Below are 15,007 nucleotides of genomic sequence, written 5' to 3'. Positions count from 1 at the left end.
CAATGGGTTTAATGACGTTGGAAACCTATGTGCCTGGGCGATCGCCAATTCATGGTTGGGAGCCTCGACAAAAACTGTTTAGTCTGATGGCGTTGATGTTTGCTTTGGCCATGGTGCAGCAAGCTTGGTTAATGGTGCCCATGGTGAGCGTCACTGTCTTGCTTTATTGGTTGTCTGGCTTACCCCTGAGTTTTTTACTGCAACGGTTGAGTTACCCCGGTTTATTTATTCTCACAGCGGTTATTCTCCTCCCCTTTGTCAGTGGGGAAACAGTGCTGGGGCAGTGGGGCTGGCTCACCATTCGTCAGGAAGGATTGACGGCTATGGTGCTCATTGCGGGAAGGTTTTTCTCCATTCTTACCCTGGGTTTTATTCTCTTTGGCACCACTCCTTTTTTAACCATGGTTAATTCCCTGCGCCGTTTAGGTTTGCCTCCCCTGATGGCAGATATGGCCCTATTGGCTTACCGTTACCTCTATGACATTGGTAATACTTTCCGTACCATGCACCAAGCAATGCAACTGCGGGGCCTAGGACAACAACAGCAAAAACGGCGATCAATACAACAGTGGGCTTTTTTGTTGGGCAATCTTTTACTACGGAGTTATGAACAGTCCCAACGGGTTTACCAGGCCATGGTCCTGCGGGGTTATGGCCAAGCTGTATCTCCCCAGCCTAGCCCTAGGACGGAGGGAAAATGTTCAACGGGTTTAGGTTTAACGGTAATCGTATTGGCGATCGCCGTTGGTTTTGTGGTGGCGGAGGTGAGCCTGTGACGGGAACCAATGTGCGGGCCATGGACCGGAGCCAAGAAAAGGAAGCAATTAAGTCACCCATACCACCGGCAATTAGGGTGCGGGAATTATCCTTTGCCTATGGCGGACAAACTCCAGTACTAAACAATTTAGCTTGGCAAGTCGCCCCAGGGGAAAGGCTAGGCATTATTGGCCATAACGGTTGTGGCAAAACTACCTTATTTTTACTGCTTTGCGGACTGTTAAAAGCTAGCGCTGGCACCATCCAGTTATTGGGCCAGGCCCTGGAAGCGGGAAAATTTTTGCCTGAAGTGGGTTTCCTGTTTCAAAATCCCACAGACCAACTATTTGCTACCTCCGTTTGGGATGACATTGCCTTTGGGCCACAAAATATGGGCTTATCCCCGGCTCAAGTGACGGAGAGGGTTAACCAAGCGGCGGAGTTAACTGGCATTACTTCTTTGTTAGATCGTCTACCCCAACATTTATCCGGGGGGGAAAAGCAAATGGTGGCGATCGCCGGTTTGTTAGCCATGGCCCCGAAAATTTTACTCTGTGATGAACCCACCGCTAGTCTGGATATTAAAGCCCGCCGTCAGTTGATTAACTTTTTGGGGCAGTTCCAGCAAACGTTACTAATTTCCTCCCACGATCTGGAATTTGTGCTGGAAGTCTGCAACCGGGTCATAATCATTGACCAAGGGCAGATTGTCGCCGACGGCCCGGCCCAGGAAATTATGGCCGACCAAACCCTGATGGAAAGCCATGGTCTGGAAAAACCCTATTCTCTCCGTTAAAGGCGATCAGCAAACTGTGGGGAAAGCTCAGCTCCGGCTTCCTAGAATTCCTGCATAATCAGATAGACCGGGTCGAGAGAAGTTAATGGGCACTAATCCAAAGGGTTTCCTGGCTGATAATTTCTCCGTTATTCCGTAACCACACCAGGGTGATTTTTTCCACAGTGCCATTCACCAAAGTCACCAGGGAAAAATTACGGGCAGCGGGCAAACCGTCTTTTTCCGTTTGGATGCGGGGTACACAGGCCGCATTCAGATATACCGTTCCTTGATGATCCACATAAACCCTCTCCCGCAGACGATCCTGACGATGTCTAAGGCGATGGTGCATATGGCCGAAGGTCACCAATGGTACCTGTTTACCCTGCTCCCGCACAGAGGCGATCGCCCAGGCCAGATCCGGATCGCCAAAATCGCCGCCGATGGGATTCCAATCCCGACCACAGATGGATTCGGCATGATTTCCTAAGCCGGTGGGACCATTGTGGGCCAGAAAAATTAACGTTTCATGGGGGCTAGCCAGGGCCGTTGCGGCAATGTGGGTTTGGGACTGGGCAAAACTTTCCATGCCATATCGTTCCCGCATAAACTGTTTATTCTTCCATTCATTGCCCCCCCAGGTAAAAGGCCTGCCCCCCACCACCGAGAGGCTAAATTGCTGAAAATCCCGGCGGCCATAGCTAACATCTGCCAACCCCAGGAGTTCCTGCTGAGCTTTCACCCGGTCTTCTTTTTGGCGATCGTAGGGGCACTTTTTGCGCCCCCAATCGGAGGCGGTGAACCAAGCATCGTGGTTACCAAATACCGTTGCCTTGGGAATGGGTAAGGAGGCAATCAAGCTGACCACCGGCAATGATTCGTTGCCAAAATCCCCCACAAATAGTGCCAAGTCTACGCCGATCGCCTGGAGAGCTTGGTGGTCCGCCAATTCCCATTGTTCATGGATATCCCCCACAACGGCCAGGGTAGTGGTTGCGGTAGGTTGGGGGGCCATCAGCTCTCTTCGCTTTCCGACATTTCTGCCAATTCTTCTTCCCCAGAAGGAGGCACTAGGGCCACAGCGGCGATCGCATCATCGGCATCTAACCTTTGTACCCGCACCCCAGTGGCACTACGGGATTGGGGGGAAATATCGTTCACGGACTGGCGGATAATAATGCCCCGGTTGGTGACAATCATCAACTCGTCATCGGCGTTGACCACATGGAGGGCCACTAGCTGGTCATCTTTGGATTTAAAGCGGATCGCTTTCACTCCCAGGCCGGCCCGATGTTGCAAGCGGAATTGACCAATGGGCACCCGTTTGCCGAAACCCTTCATGGTTACCCCCAGCAACCAGGGGCCAGGATTGTCGCTTTCTTCCAAAATGGCATCGGTATCGCCCCCTAAGTCCTCATCCGGCTCATCTTCGGAACCAACGGCAATATTGGCCACCACCTGGCTCGGCAAAATATCCATACTGATCAGCGCATCCCCAGACCGGAGCCGCATGGATTTAACCCCCCTGGTGGCCCGACCGAGGGCCCGCAGTTCATCCTGATCCGCTTTGAAATGGATAGCCATACCCTTTTGGGAACCGATAATGACGCTATCTTCCGCTTTGGCTAAACGAACCCAACGCAATTGATCCCCTTCCACCAAGGAAATGGCGATTAACCCATTGGCCCGGATATTACTAAAAGCCGAGAGGGCAGTTTTTTTGATGTAGCCCTGTTTGGTCAGCATGATGAAATAGGTATCATCGTCAAATTCTGAAACAGACACTAGGGAGGTAATTTTTTCATCCTTGGGGATGGGCAACATCTGCACAATGGGCACCCCCCGGGCCGTGCGGGAAGCAATGGGAATTTGGTAAGCGTTGAGGCTATAGACCACCCCCCGATCGCTAAAGAACAGCACTTTATCGTGGTCACAGCAGGAAAGGAAATGCTCCACTCCATCGTCATCTTTAATCTTGGCGGCGGCTTTACCTCTGGTGGCACGGTTTTGGGTACCAAAGGTGCTGGCGGGCATCCGTTTGATGTAACCCTGTTCCGTCAATAAAATTAGGGCTTGGTCATTGGCAATTAAATCCGTGTCAATTAATTCCCCATCTTCTTGGACAATGACGGTGCGGCGGGGAGTGGCGTGAATAGCCTTAATTTGCTCCAATTCTTCTTCGATGATGGCATTAACCCTTTCCCGGCGGGCCAAAATATCTTGGAAATCGGCGATTTTGGTTTGCAGTTCATCATGTTCAGCGGTGATTTTATCCGCTTCCAAAGCCGTTAACCGGCGCAGTTGCATTTGCAAAATGGCATCGGCCTGCACTTCGGAGAGGGAAAAGCCTTCCACCAGTTCCGTTTTGGCAGAGGCCGTGTCCGCCGCTCCCCGAATCAGACGAATGACCGCATCCAGGTTATCCAGCGCAATCAACAATCCCTGGAGCAGATGATCCCGTTCTTCCGCTTTCCGCAATTCGTAGCGGGTACGGCGGGTAATGGTTTCAATGCGAAATTCCCAAAAGACAGTGAGGAATTTTTTAATGGTGAGAACTTCAGGAGTGCCGTTAACCAGCGCCAACAAATTCGCCCCAAAGTTACTCTGGATGGGAGTTTGTTTGTAAAGATTATTGAGCACCACCCGAGCGTAGGCATCCCGCTTCAGTTCAATGACAATGCGCATACCATCTCGATCGCTCTCGTCCCGGATGTCGGCAATGCCGTCAATTTTTTTATCGTTAACCAGATCCGCAATGCGTTCAATTAAAGCGGCTTTATTGGTTTGGTAGGGTAGCTCGGTGACGATAATGGCATCCCGGTCAGGCCGCCCAGGATGTTCCATGGTTTCAATGGAGGCCACCCCCCGCATGGTGATGGAGCCCCGGCCGGTTAAATAGGCTTCCCGAATGCCCGATCGCCCGAGGATCTGGGCCCCGGTGGGAAAGTCCGGGCCGGGAATAATCTGCATTAATTCCTGTTCGGTGATTTCGGGGTTACGAATTAAGGCGATCGCTCCGTCGATCACTTCCCCGAGGTTATGGGGGGGGATATTGGTGGCCATGCCCACGGCAATGCCGGAGGAACCGTTAATCAATAGTTGGGGAATGCGGGCCGGGAGAACGGTGGGTTCCTGTTGGGAACCGTCAAAGTTATCAATGAAATCTACGGTTTCCGCCTCAATGTCCCGCAATAACGAGTTGGTGGAAAGGGGTCTAAGGCGAGATTCCGTGTACCGCATCGCCGCCGGGGGATCATTATCCACGGAGCCAAAGTTCCCGTGGCCGTCAATAAGCGGTTCCCGCATGGAAAAGTCCTGGGCCATGCGCACCAAGGCATCGTACACCGCCGTATCACCGTGGGGATGATATTTCCCCAGCACTTCCCCCACCACCCGGGCACATTTCCGAAAGGGGCGATCGGGGGTCAGCCCCAGCTCGTACATGGCATAGAGAATGCGCCGATGGACTGGCTTCAACCCATCCCGTGCATCGGGTAACGCCCGCCCAACAATCACACTCATGGCATATTCCAGGTATGACTGTGACATTTCGTTTCTGAGGTCAGTCGCAATCAGGCGATCGGGCGAGTCAGTCATGCAATTACTCCAAGGCAGTTTGAAAGGTTTGAGTTGGGCTCCAATTCCCCCCAAGGGGAACAGATAACAGGGCTCAAAACAGCCTCTATTCTACCATTGGCCAGGGTGGGAGCCTCCACAGCCCTAATGCCCTCTCCGATTGCTCCTCAATTTTCACTCTAAAGTTTGTTTGAAAAGTCCCCTCCTCAACGTTAAGGGGAAACCGCCTGAAATTTACCTAGTATTGCCCGAGCTTCCGTGGGTCGTTTTAGAGGACAGAATAAAACTCTGCAAACAAATTCTGAAAAATTATCTCTTATGGGAAAAAAACTTGGCGATCGCCATGGTGAATCAATTAAATAATTACCACCCTTATCTGATTTTGGTTGTTGGAAGTCAAATGGCGATCAACACAAATAAAACCTAGTTTTTGTCAGGTAAAGTCGATGTAATTAAATCTAAAGCATCATTGATTAGGGCACTGTAATCGACCATTTTAGCCAATTCTTCACTGGAATAGCGACCTTCAAAAGCTTCCGCCGCCGCCCCGGCCAGGGCAATTCGATAGGCATCAGTTAAGGCTTCCCTCAACTCTTCTGAAGATAAATAGGTGCCCCCTGCTTTGCGCCGTCGATTAGTTTTTTGGATTTCGTCCACTGAATTGGCGATCGATAAATCCCACGAGCGGGTACTGCGTTTTTCCGCCTGTCGTTTAATCAAATGTAGTAGAAGTATCTTGGCATAACTACTAATTTTATTAATCTTATCGTCCCTACTCATTTCCGTCATTTCCTCCACCAACACCAGAGCATCAGAAACATTCCCTTGGGACAATAACGTTTTCAGTTCTAACAATTCTTCCATTGCTTTTCTCCCATAAACTAACTATCTGAATTTAGACCAACAAATAACGCAGGCTAGGCGTAGGGATCGCCAAACAAGACGAAGGAACTGGTAATTTCCCGCAAAATTTTATCGGTCACTTCCCCCAGGGCCACTCCCCCCACCGATCGCCGGCGGAAAGAACGGAGCACCACCAGGTCAAAGGTGTGGGAGACCCGCACAAGCACCTTAGCGGCATCGTCATGGCAAATGACTTTAATGGGATAGTCCGCCGTGGCCCGACATTGGTTTAGAAACCGTTCCATTTCCGTTTTAAACGCTTGCACCTGTTGTGGGGAGGTGTTGTGGGGACAAACATGGAGCAGGGTAACAATGGCTCCGTTGGTTTCCGCTAAGCGCTGGGTGAACTGGAATAACTCCAACGTTTGGGGGGTGAGATTTTTGATGGGGAAGAGAATGCGATGGAAAGAACGGGGGTCAGACAATAACCGCATCACCGCCACGGGACAATGGGCCGACCAGAACACACTGTCAATGGTGCTACCGAATAATTTAGCCCGTAAACCAAGGGTTTGTTGACTCCAACCCATGATGATTAAGTCCGCATTTTTTTCCCTGGCAGTATGGCTAATGGCCCGGGCCACATCATCATCAATGCGGAGGGCTGGGTGGGCATCGACTTTCAGATTGGTGGCCAGTTCCGTAGCCTGTTGCAGTAACAGCTCATTTCTAGCTAACCGGCTGGTTAACCCAGGATCATCCATGTGCACCGGCGCTTTGGCGATCGCCAGGGGAATCACCACCCCACTTTCATGGCGGGCGATCAGGGCTCCCATTTCCAACAAATAGCTCAAGGTTTGGGGATTTTGGGTGGGCACCAATACGGTGAAGGTAGAAGCCTTGGGGGGGATTAGGGTTACGGCCCCATTTTCCTCGGGGTCGTCTAAATCTTCTGTCAAACTGGACAGAGTATTGGGAATCGGAATTTTGGGGGCAAATTTAGCCGTCATCAACGGGCCAACGATAGACGTAATCAGCATTAAAACAATGATGGTGTTTAACACCGTCTCCGACACCAGGCGATCGCCAGCGGCATTAACTGCTTGGTATCCGGCCACCGCTGCCGCCAATGTAGCCGCCACCTGGGGAATGGAGAGGGACCACATGGTTAAACCCTCCACCCAGGTATAACCTAGTTTCCATTGGGCTAAAATCGCCGCCACCCCTTTGGAGAGAATTAACCCCACCACAATGGCCACCACCAAAGGGAATAGAGTGGTCAAAGTCACCAAAAAAGCCGGCAGATCCAACAGCAGCCCAATGCCAATGAAGAAGAATGGAATAAATAGGGTAGTTCCTAGGAATTCCACCTTTTCCTTTACGGGGCTGTTGCCCAGCACATCATTTACCGCTAGCCCCGCCAGAAATGCGCCGACAATTTTGTCCACATTGATTAACTCTGACCCCACTGAAGCGAGGAACACCGCCAGCAACACAAAGAGAAATTGGTTACTCTGTTCATCCCCGGTGCGACGAAAATATTCCCGTCCCGCCCAATCAAAACCAATTAAAACCAAGGCACTGTAAACGGCGATCGCCACCAATTGCACCACCAAACCCGCTGGGGAAAAACTGCCACTGTGGATGGAAATACAAATGGCTAAAACCAATAAAGCGGCAATGTCAGTGAAAATTGTGGCCCCAATGGTGACCATCACCGCTTGATTTCGGACTATGCCCAATCGCTGCACAATGGGATAACCCAACAAAGTATGGGAAGCAAACAGAGAGCCGAGCAACACAGACGCATTGAAGGAATAGCCAAAGGTCAACCCCACCGCCAACCCCGTCAGCAATGGCACCGCAAAGGTGAGGGAACCATACAGTAGCGAACGGTTCCTGGTCCGGCGGAAATCCACCATGTCAATTTCCAGCCCCGCTACAAACATCAGGTAAATTTTGCCGATGTCGGTGAAGAGTTTGATGCTTTCCGAATCTTCATTCAGCACCCCCAAACCACTTTTGCCCAACACAATGCCGGCAAACAAAAGTCCCACCAGTCCTGGTAATTTCAAGCGCTCAAAAATGGGCGGCAGGATCAGGGTCACCAATAATAAAATAGTGAAGTCAATTAAAGGGTTACTCGGAATTGGTGCGAATAGGCCATCCATAAAGTGGGTGGAGATTGTTTAGGTCATAGGCAAAAGCCATCGGCATCATCATACCGTTCCGGCTCCCGATCGCCATTTCTCTTCCCTTTCCCCTAGCCGGTTTTGCCATTGCGCCCCTTTCCCCCTTTATCCCCATGCGTAACCAGTATTTTTCCCTCATCAGCCCAGCCCTATGGCCTGCTGTAGTCCCCACCCTGGCTAGTGTTTACCTAGGAACTCTGGTCATATCCTCCCCGGCGATCGCCCTAGATTGTGCTGAAATAGGGGCACTGGCCCAACGCAATTCCCGTTGTTGGGAAAGTTTGCCCTCCATCATGGGCCCCAAGGCTGACAATGGTGACCCCCATAGTCCCAGTACCACTCCCGCTATAGATGCTGGCGATGGACTGCAACCTTTTCAAGGCGTCTGGAAATTCGATTATGAAAAAACCATGGAAGCCCACAGAGAAAGTCCCGACTATAAGCCAGAGGAAGACATGGAAGCATTATCTGGACTGCTGAATCTAATGTTTGGCATGGTTTCCCTGAAAATTAGCGGAAATCAATTGCAAATGAGCGCTGCTGACAGCAATGAAGTTATTACCACCATCGACTGTGAAGTGGATTCCGCCACCGCCACCGTGGTCACAGCCCAATGTACCAAGGACGGTGAAACCAAAACAATCAAATTTGAGAATATTTTGCCTGGGCAATATATGAGATTTAATGCGGTGGGGGAAAACGATTGTCCCTACTGTACTTGGCGTCGGGTGGAGCCATAACTACCCGGTGAAGCTGTACCCTAAACCTTGGTAAGCAGTTAGTCTAGCTAGCAAAACCGCCAGTATTAAAGCCAATTAACCGTAAACCACACAAGCTATCGAGAAAATCGCCCATTATGACCCTCAATCTCTACTTTTTGCGCCACGGCGAAACCACTTCTAGCCAGACAGGGACCTTTTGTGGCCGCCTGGACATTGACCTCACCAGCCACGGTTACCAGATGGCCCACCAATTTGCCGAAGCCTACAAGGATGTGAGCTGGACGGCTATTTTTGCCAGTCCCCTGCACCGCACCATGGCCACTGCCACTCCCCTAAGTAAATTGATTAATCTCCCCATTCAAAAACGGGATGGTCTGAAGGAAATTGCCTATGGGGAATGGGAAGGAAAAACCCCGGCGGAAGTTAATCAACAATTCCATGACGATTATGTGCGCTGGTTAGCCGATCCAGGTTGGAATGCTCCTTCTGGGGGAGAAAAGGGCATTGATATTGCCCGCCGTAGCTCGGAGGTGCTAGAAGAAATTGAACGAACTTTTACCACGGGGAATGTGTTGGTGGTGTCCCACAAGTCCACCATCCGCATTATGCTCTGTAGCTTGCTGGGCATTGACATTGGCCGTTTTCGAGACCGCATTGGTATGCCTGTTGCGGCGGTGAGTATTGTCACCATGTCCGAACATGGTCCTCTGATTGAAGTCATGGGCGATCGCTCCCACCTCAACCAGGACTTGCGCGATCGGTACGGCACTTAAGAAAATATCACCCAGGTAATTACAGGTAATTAAACGATTAAACCCATTCAAATTCATTGGCTGTTGCCATGGCTTCTTCCTCAGGGGAAATTTTTTCTGGGCCATGTTTTTGAAAGGTTGCAACGTTTTGAGACCTTCCCCTTGGCTTAACCCAGGTTGAAAGCCGCAATGGGGCCTTAGGATGAACATATTTGCTATGCGATCGCCTAGTTTGCCATGAGTCACCGTGTTCTAGTTGTGGAAGAGGAAGAAAAGTTAGCCCGATTTATGGAGTTGGAACTCAAATATGAAGGCTACGATGTCAGTGTGGCTAGGGATGGCCTAAAGGGCTTTACCCAAGCCCAGGAATTTCCCCCCGATTTAATCATTGTGAATGGAGCCCTGCCGGGCATGTCCGGTTTAGAGCTATGCCGGAGGTTAAGGGAAATGGGCAGTCGCATTCCCATTATTCTGATCACCGCCAAGGACGACGTGGAAGAACGGGTGATGGGGTTAGATGCCGGTGCCGATGACTACATTGTCAAACCCTTTAACTCCGATGAATTTTTTGCTCGCATCCGGGTGCAATTGCGCCGCACCCACACCACCAGCGATGAAGTATTGCAATTCGCCGATCTACGTTTCAATCGCAGTACGAGGGAAATCCAACGGGGCGATCGCCTGATTGATCTCACCGCCAAAGAATTCGAGCTGTTGGACTATCTGCTCTCCCATGCCCGCCAGGTGTTGACTAGGGAACAAATTTTAGAGCGGGTCTGGGGCTACGACTTTATGGGGGATTCCAACATCATTGAGGTCTATATCCGTTATCTGCGGTTGAAGTTGGAGGCGGCGGGGGAACCTCGTTTGATTCAGACAGTGCGGGGGGTGGGCTACGTACTAAGGGATTAGGGGTATGGAACTAATCATTTCCTGGCTACGGTTGTCCTGGCAGGTATTGGCCATCAATGGCGATCGCATTGCCTGGAACACTTTTTTGGCTATTATTCCCCTGGTGCTAAGCGTTTGGTTATTCCGTTGGCAGAATTCCCAGCGCCAACCATGGCCCCGATCGCCGTTGTGGTGGGTAATTTTTGCTGTGTTTGTGGCTTTTTTACCCAATGCCCCTTACATTTTGACGGACATTATCCACTACTTCAAGTTAGTACGGCAGGGGATACCGACTAGCGTCATGATTTTCACCGCTACGCCCCAATTTTTTCTCTTTCTAAATGTGGGTTGGCAATGCTATGTCATGTCCTTGCTCAACGCCGGTTATTATCTGGAGCAACGGCAATGGTCCGCGTGGATTTTCCCCATGGAGTTAATGGCCCATTTGTTGTCGGCGATCGGTATTTACCTGGGTCGATTTCTGCGGTTAAACAGTTGGCACGTGGTCACTGATCCCAAAGATGTGGGGCAAAATTTAGCCCAAAGCCTTTCCCATCACCGTCCCCTCTTGGCTATTAGCGTTACCGTGGTGATTCTGAGTGTTTTTTATTGGTTCACTAAACAGATTAACCTCGGGTTAGTACTACGATGGCAACAGGTTCGTCGTGGTGCCCCATAGGCCAACGAAAGCATTAACCCAATGGAATGGCAACAATTACTCTCCCGCAAGCGCCTCGGTAAACAACAGTTGGAGGAGCATCAGTTTGAGCGCACCTCTTTTCTGAAAGATTATGACCGCATTGTCTATTCCACCGCTTTCCGGCGGCTGAAGGATAAAACCCAGGTTTTTCCCCTGTCCAAAAATGCCGATGTCCGCACCCGGCTGATTCACAGTTTAGAAGTGTCCTGTGTGGGGCGTTCCCTAGGGCGCATGGTGGGGGATCAAATAATTAAACGCCATCAACTCCAGGCGATCGAAGCGGCGGACTTTGGTGATATTCTCTCGGCGGCCTGTTTAGCCCACGACATTGGTAATCCCCCCTTTGGCCATGCGGGGGAGGACGCCATCCAAACCGCTTTTCAAAAATGGTATGCCCGCAAAAATCGTTCCGGTGCCTTGATTAATCCCCTGGAAAAAGCTGACTTTGACCGCTTTGAAGGCAATGCCCAGGGCTTTCGGATTTTAACTAGGCTTGGTCTACCCCATCGCCCAGGGGGACTGCAACTAACCTGTGCTACCCTGGCCACCTTTGCTAAATATCCCCGGGAATCCTTTATTCCCCAACGTACCCTGGCCCGTCATCCCGGCAAAAGTTTACAAAAATATGGTTTTTTCCAAGCTGAAAAGGATCTATTCACTGAAGTGGCAGAAACCGTGGGTCTCATCGGGCGATCGCCAAAGGTTGCTTGGTGGTGTCGCCATCCCCTCACGTTTTTAATGGAGGCGGCGGATGATCTGTGTTACTCCATTGTCGATTTGGAAGATGGTTTTCACATGGGCTATCTCCCCTTTGCAGCGGTGCAAGATAAACTCCAAAGCATTGCTGACATTGACCTGAACCAATACGAAGGCAGTCCAGCAGAAACCATCAAGCGACTGCGGGCCAAGGCCATTAATCGACTGGTGAAGGAAGTTGCTCAACTTTTTCTTGACCACGAACCGGATATTTTGGCAGGGAAATTTGACCAATCCCTAGTGGAGCTAAGTCGCTTTTCTCCCCAACTCAAGGAAATTGAAACCATGACCACCAATGCGGTTTTTCACCATCCCAATGTGGTGAGAATTAAAATTGCTGGCTTTGAGGTCCTGGGGGATCTACTAACCGATTTTTTGACCTCCGTACTGGAAAAACAACCCCGTCCGAAGGGAAAATTGCTCAAATTTATGTTGCCTCCAGAGCATCAAATAGCCCCCGATGAAGATAATTACAGCAAAATTCTGAAAGTAACCGACTACATTGCCGGTATGACGGATTTACAAGCTACTCTGCTTTACCAGCAACTGCGGGGAATTTCTTTGTAAACTCCCATCAAAAGATCAATGACAGTGAGTAAGGAGGAATAGAAAAAATTGGCTAGACTTTTAGGAAGATTTTTCCTGAGAAAAAATAGGCAAGGGATTGACGTTACGATAGCCACTATTGGGACGGGGTTGTTTTTGAATTTCCTCCTTAATACTGTCAAGATCCACGTAACGGTCGGACACATTAATTAAACTGTCGCTGGTCATGGAACGGAGACTCACCACTTCAATGCGCGCCCCCCGATAACTGACCGCATCGGCCGCATAGGCCAAATCCCCATCGCCACTGACCACCACTGCGGTGTCATAGGAACCCACCAGGGACATCAAGTCCACGGCAATTTCCACGTCTAAGTTAGCCTTTTTAGAACCGTCTGGTAATTGCACTAAGTCTTTGGCAATGACTCGGTAACCATTGCGGCGCATCCAAAGTAAAAATCCCTGTTGTTTTTCGTTACTACGGTCTACTCCGGTGTAGAAAAAAGCCCGCAATAGGCGGGAGCCGCCCGTTAAACAGTGCAATAGCTTGGTGTAATCAATTTCAATGCCCAACTGTAATGCGGCGTAAAAAAGATTGGAACCATCGATGAAAATGGCTACCCGCCCCCGGTTTTCTAATAACTGATCCGGCGTAAACAGTGCATCCTGTTCAAAGTCCTCAAACATGGTGTTCCTAAATGACTAAGTTGTAATTTAAAGGGGTTTTAAAAAATTTTTTCAAGGGGAAAAGGCGGGAAAGTTATAAAAATGTTAATTTTTGTTAAAAAATCTTAAAAAGATTGAAATTGACCTAGGGGGTCAGTTTTTGATTCTACTCCTCTGCCGGTAACTCCAGTTTGGTAAAAATAGGTTGGGCAGGGGGCAGATTTTGGTTCGCACCCAATTGGCCCCAGGATTGGTGACGGTTGAATTCTTCCGCTTGCTCCAACGGCGATCGCCACTGGTCAAAGTCCCAGGTAAAACCTAGCTGTTGATAAATTTTGGTACTCAGGCGGGGAACAATGGGGGAAAGAAGATAGGCCGAGAGCCGAATGGATTCCAACACGCTGTACAGCACGTCTTCTACCTCCTTCTGACTGCCCTGTTTAAATAATTTCCAGGGGGCCATGTCGTCAATATATTTATTCCCAGCCCTCACCAGAGTGAAAATTGCTTCACAGGCATCAGTAAAGGACAGCCTTTCATAGGCACTGCTCACCTCTTCTCCCAAATGACTGCCCAGCGCTTTGAGGGGATTATCCGGGGCTAAATCCGTGGCCATAACCTGGGGGCCTTGACCCTGGCAGTACTTTTTCACCATACCGAGGGTGCGATTGAGCAAATTACCCAGGTCGTTGGCCAAGTCAGCATTGAGCACATTAACAAACCGTTGTTCATTAAAATCCCCATCTTTACCAAACTCAATTTCCTTGAGGAAATAGTAACGGAAAGCATCCTCCCCGTAGCGGTTAATTAAATCCAGGGGATCAACGGTGTTGCCCAAACTTTTACCCATTTTTTGGCCATCTTTGGTGAGAAAGCCATGGCCAAAAACCTGGGCGGGGATCGCTAATTCCGCTGACATTAACATGGCGGGCCAATAGACTGCATGAAAGCGCAAAATATCTTTGCCAATCAGGTGTAGATTAATCGGCCACCACTTAACCAGAGCGTTAGTTAAATTTGGTTCTTCATCTTCATCCAAGAGAGCGGTGACATAGCCCAAAAGAGCGTCAAACCAAACGTAAATGGTATGGTTGGGATCATTAGGGAGAGGGAAACCCCAGTCCAAATTGACCCGGGAGATAGAAAAATCTTGCAATCCCTGGGCGACGAAATTCAACACCTCATTGCGACGACTACTGGGTTGAATAAATTCCGGTCGTTGGGCGTACAGTTCTTCCAAGGGGTGTTGATAGCGGGAGAGGCGAAAAAAATAGTTTTCTTCATCCCGCCATTCTGCCTTGCGGTTGGGGTGCAGGGGGCAATGGTTATCTTCTAATAAATCTCTTTTTTCCTTAAATTCTTCGCAAGCTACACAGTACCAGCCCTGTTGTTGGGCCAGATAAATATCCCCTTTATCCCAAACCCGTTGAAAAAAATCTTTGACAATGGCTAAATGGCGGGGATCGGTAGTACGGCTAAAGCGGTCGTAAAGGATATTGAGCGATCGCCAGAGTTCCTTAAACTTGACTACGGTGCGGTCACAATGGGTTTGGGGATCAAGCTCTTGGGCTTCGGCGGTACGTTGAATTTTTTGCCCATGCTCGTCGGTACCAGTGATCATCAACACGTCATAGCCCTGTAATCTTTTAAAGCGGGCCAGGGTGTCCGCCACCACCGTGGTGTAGGCACTGCCCAAATGGGGCACATCATTAACGTAGTACAGTGGAGTGGTAACGGAAAAAGTGGGTACGGAAGAATCAAGCATTCGATCAAAAAAATTTGTAAAAGTGCTATGGAGAATATTCAGTTTGGTTAACCACCATGCTCAGAAT

13 protein-coding genes are annotated in these 15,007 nt (G+C 49.8%); 7 read left to right on the top strand and 6 right to left on the bottom strand.

The window, feature by feature from the left end; genetic code table 11:
• Positions 1 to 2: 2 nt before the first annotated feature.
• A complete protein-coding gene (gene cbiQ / locus C7I86_RS12680) occupies positions 3 to 776 on the top strand; it encodes a cobalt ECF transporter T component CbiQ (RefSeq protein ID WP_010873610.1) in 774 nt (257 codons plus the stop codon).
• Positions 698 to 1,552, top strand: coding sequence for an energy-coupling factor ABC transporter ATP-binding protein (locus C7I86_RS12675; protein WP_010873609.1), 855 nt, complete (start codon positions 698 to 700; stop codon positions 1,550 to 1,552). The genes cbiQ and C7I86_RS12675 overlap by 79 nt, the downstream gene beginning before the upstream one ends.
• A gap of 82 nt (positions 1,553 to 1,634) precedes the next feature.
• Here C7I86_RS12675 and C7I86_RS12670 read toward each other — a convergent pair whose 3' ends face one another.
• The 4 genes from C7I86_RS12670 to C7I86_RS12650 all read right to left on the bottom strand — a co-directional run bounded on the left by C7I86_RS12670 (position 1,635) and on the right by C7I86_RS12650 (position 8,121).
• Entirely contained in the window at positions 1,635 to 2,546 is a 912-nt protein-coding gene (locus C7I86_RS12670) for a TIGR04168 family protein (protein ID WP_010873608.1), read from the bottom strand.
• Positions 2,546 to 5,128, bottom strand: a complete 2,583-nt coding sequence (gene gyrA / locus C7I86_RS12665; protein WP_010873607.1) for a DNA topoisomerase (ATP-hydrolyzing) subunit A — start codon at positions 5,126 to 5,128, stop codon at positions 2,546 to 2,548. Before gyrA ends, C7I86_RS12670 begins: the two co-directional genes overlap by 1 nt.
• Positions 5,129 to 5,530: 402 nt before the next feature.
• Positions 5,531 to 5,971 (bottom strand): DUF29 family protein, encoded by a 441-nt coding sequence (locus tag C7I86_RS12655; protein WP_010873606.1) that lies wholly within the window; start codon positions 5,969 to 5,971, stop codon positions 5,531 to 5,533.
• 53 nt (positions 5,972 to 6,024) lie between these two features.
• Positions 6,025 to 8,121, bottom strand: a complete 2,097-nt coding sequence (locus tag C7I86_RS12650; protein ID WP_010873605.1) for a cation:proton antiporter — start codon at positions 8,119 to 8,121, stop codon at positions 6,025 to 6,027.
• Between the two features lie 134 nt (positions 8,122 to 8,255).
• Between C7I86_RS12650 and C7I86_RS12645 the strand changes: the two genes are divergently transcribed.
• The 5 genes from C7I86_RS12645 to C7I86_RS12625 all read left to right on the top strand — a co-directional run bounded on the left by C7I86_RS12645 (position 8,256) and on the right by C7I86_RS12625 (position 12,530).
• Complete coding sequence (locus tag C7I86_RS12645; protein WP_010873604.1) at positions 8,256 to 8,882, top strand: hypothetical protein; 627 nt, start codon at positions 8,256 to 8,258, stop codon at positions 8,880 to 8,882.
• A 116-nt stretch (positions 8,883 to 8,998) separates the two neighbouring features.
• Positions 8,999 to 9,637, top strand: coding sequence for a histidine phosphatase family protein (locus tag C7I86_RS12640; protein ID WP_010873603.1), 639 nt, complete (start codon positions 8,999 to 9,001; stop codon positions 9,635 to 9,637).
• Positions 9,638 to 9,853: 216 nt separating this feature from the next.
• Positions 9,854 to 10,528, top strand: a complete 675-nt coding sequence (locus C7I86_RS12635) for a response regulator transcription factor (protein WP_010873602.1) — start codon at positions 9,854 to 9,856, stop codon at positions 10,526 to 10,528.
• Between the two features lie 4 nt (positions 10,529 to 10,532).
• The gene (locus C7I86_RS12630) at positions 10,533 to 11,186 is read left to right on the top strand and encodes a DUF1361 domain-containing protein (RefSeq protein WP_010873601.1); all 654 of its coding nucleotides are present in this window, start codon (positions 10,533 to 10,535) and stop codon (positions 11,184 to 11,186) included.
• Between the two features lie 21 nt (positions 11,187 to 11,207).
• A complete protein-coding gene (locus C7I86_RS12625) occupies positions 11,208 to 12,530 on the top strand; it encodes a deoxyguanosinetriphosphate triphosphohydrolase (RefSeq protein ID WP_010873600.1) in 1,323 nt (440 codons plus the stop codon).
• 60 nt (positions 12,531 to 12,590) lie between these two features.
• Here the strand turns inward: C7I86_RS12625 and C7I86_RS12620 are convergent, their stop codons facing one another.
• Together C7I86_RS12620 and metG are read right to left on the bottom strand one after the other, a co-directional pair.
• Positions 12,591 to 13,196 carry an NYN domain-containing protein gene (locus C7I86_RS12620; protein WP_010873599.1) on the bottom strand — a complete coding sequence of 202 codons (606 nt, stop codon included), beginning with the start codon at positions 13,194 to 13,196 and terminating at the stop codon, positions 12,591 to 12,593.
• 145 nt (positions 13,197 to 13,341) lie between these two features.
• Entirely contained in the window at positions 13,342 to 14,940 is a 1,599-nt protein-coding gene (gene metG, locus C7I86_RS12615; protein WP_010873598.1) for a methionine--tRNA ligase, read from the bottom strand.
• Positions 14,941 to 15,007 lie beyond the last annotated feature (67 nt).

This window comes from Synechocystis sp. IPPAS B-1465 (assembly GCF_003015225.1).
Taxonomy (GTDB): domain Bacteria; phylum Cyanobacteriota; class Cyanobacteriia; order Cyanobacteriales; family Microcystaceae; genus Synechocystis.
Note: the sequence above shows the minus strand (reverse complement) of the source record. Positions and strands in the feature narration are given on the sequence as shown.

What these genes read in the sequence shown, in the direction of transcription:
- cbiQ (WP_010873610.1), top strand. Translation starts at nt 3, where the DNA reads ATGGGTTTAATGACGTTGGAAACCTATGTGCCTGGGCGATCGCCAATT.
- C7I86_RS12675 (WP_010873609.1), top strand. Translation starts at nt 698, where the DNA reads ATGTTCAACGGGTTTAGGTTTAACGGTAATCGTATTGGCGATCGCCGT.
- C7I86_RS12670 (WP_010873608.1), bottom strand. Translation starts at nt 2,546, where the DNA reads ATGGCCCCCCAACCTACCGCAACCACTACCCTGGCCGTTGTGGGGGAT.
- gyrA (WP_010873607.1), bottom strand. Translation starts at nt 5,128, where the DNA reads ATGACTGACTCGCCCGATCGCCTGATTGCGACTGACCTCAGAAACGAA.
- C7I86_RS12655 (WP_010873606.1), bottom strand. Translation starts at nt 5,971, where the DNA reads ATGGAAGAATTGTTAGAACTGAAAACGTTATTGTCCCAAGGGAATGTT.
- C7I86_RS12650 (WP_010873605.1), bottom strand. Translation starts at nt 8,121, where the DNA reads ATGGATGGCCTATTCGCACCAATTCCGAGTAACCCTTTAATTGACTTC.
- C7I86_RS12645 (WP_010873604.1), top strand. Translation starts at nt 8,256, where the DNA reads ATGCGTAACCAGTATTTTTCCCTCATCAGCCCAGCCCTATGGCCTGCT.
- C7I86_RS12640 (WP_010873603.1), top strand. Translation starts at nt 8,999, where the DNA reads ATGACCCTCAATCTCTACTTTTTGCGCCACGGCGAAACCACTTCTAGC.
- C7I86_RS12635 (WP_010873602.1), top strand. Translation starts at nt 9,854, where the DNA reads ATGAGTCACCGTGTTCTAGTTGTGGAAGAGGAAGAAAAGTTAGCCCGA.
- C7I86_RS12630 (WP_010873601.1), top strand. Translation starts at nt 10,533, where the DNA reads ATGGAACTAATCATTTCCTGGCTACGGTTGTCCTGGCAGGTATTGGCC.
- C7I86_RS12625 (WP_010873600.1), top strand. Translation starts at nt 11,208, where the DNA reads ATGGAATGGCAACAATTACTCTCCCGCAAGCGCCTCGGTAAACAACAG.
- C7I86_RS12620 (WP_010873599.1), bottom strand. Translation starts at nt 13,196, where the DNA reads ATGTTTGAGGACTTTGAACAGGATGCACTGTTTACGCCGGATCAGTTA.
- metG (WP_010873598.1), bottom strand. Translation starts at nt 14,940, where the DNA reads ATGCTTGATTCTTCCGTACCCACTTTTTCCGTTACCACTCCACTGTAC.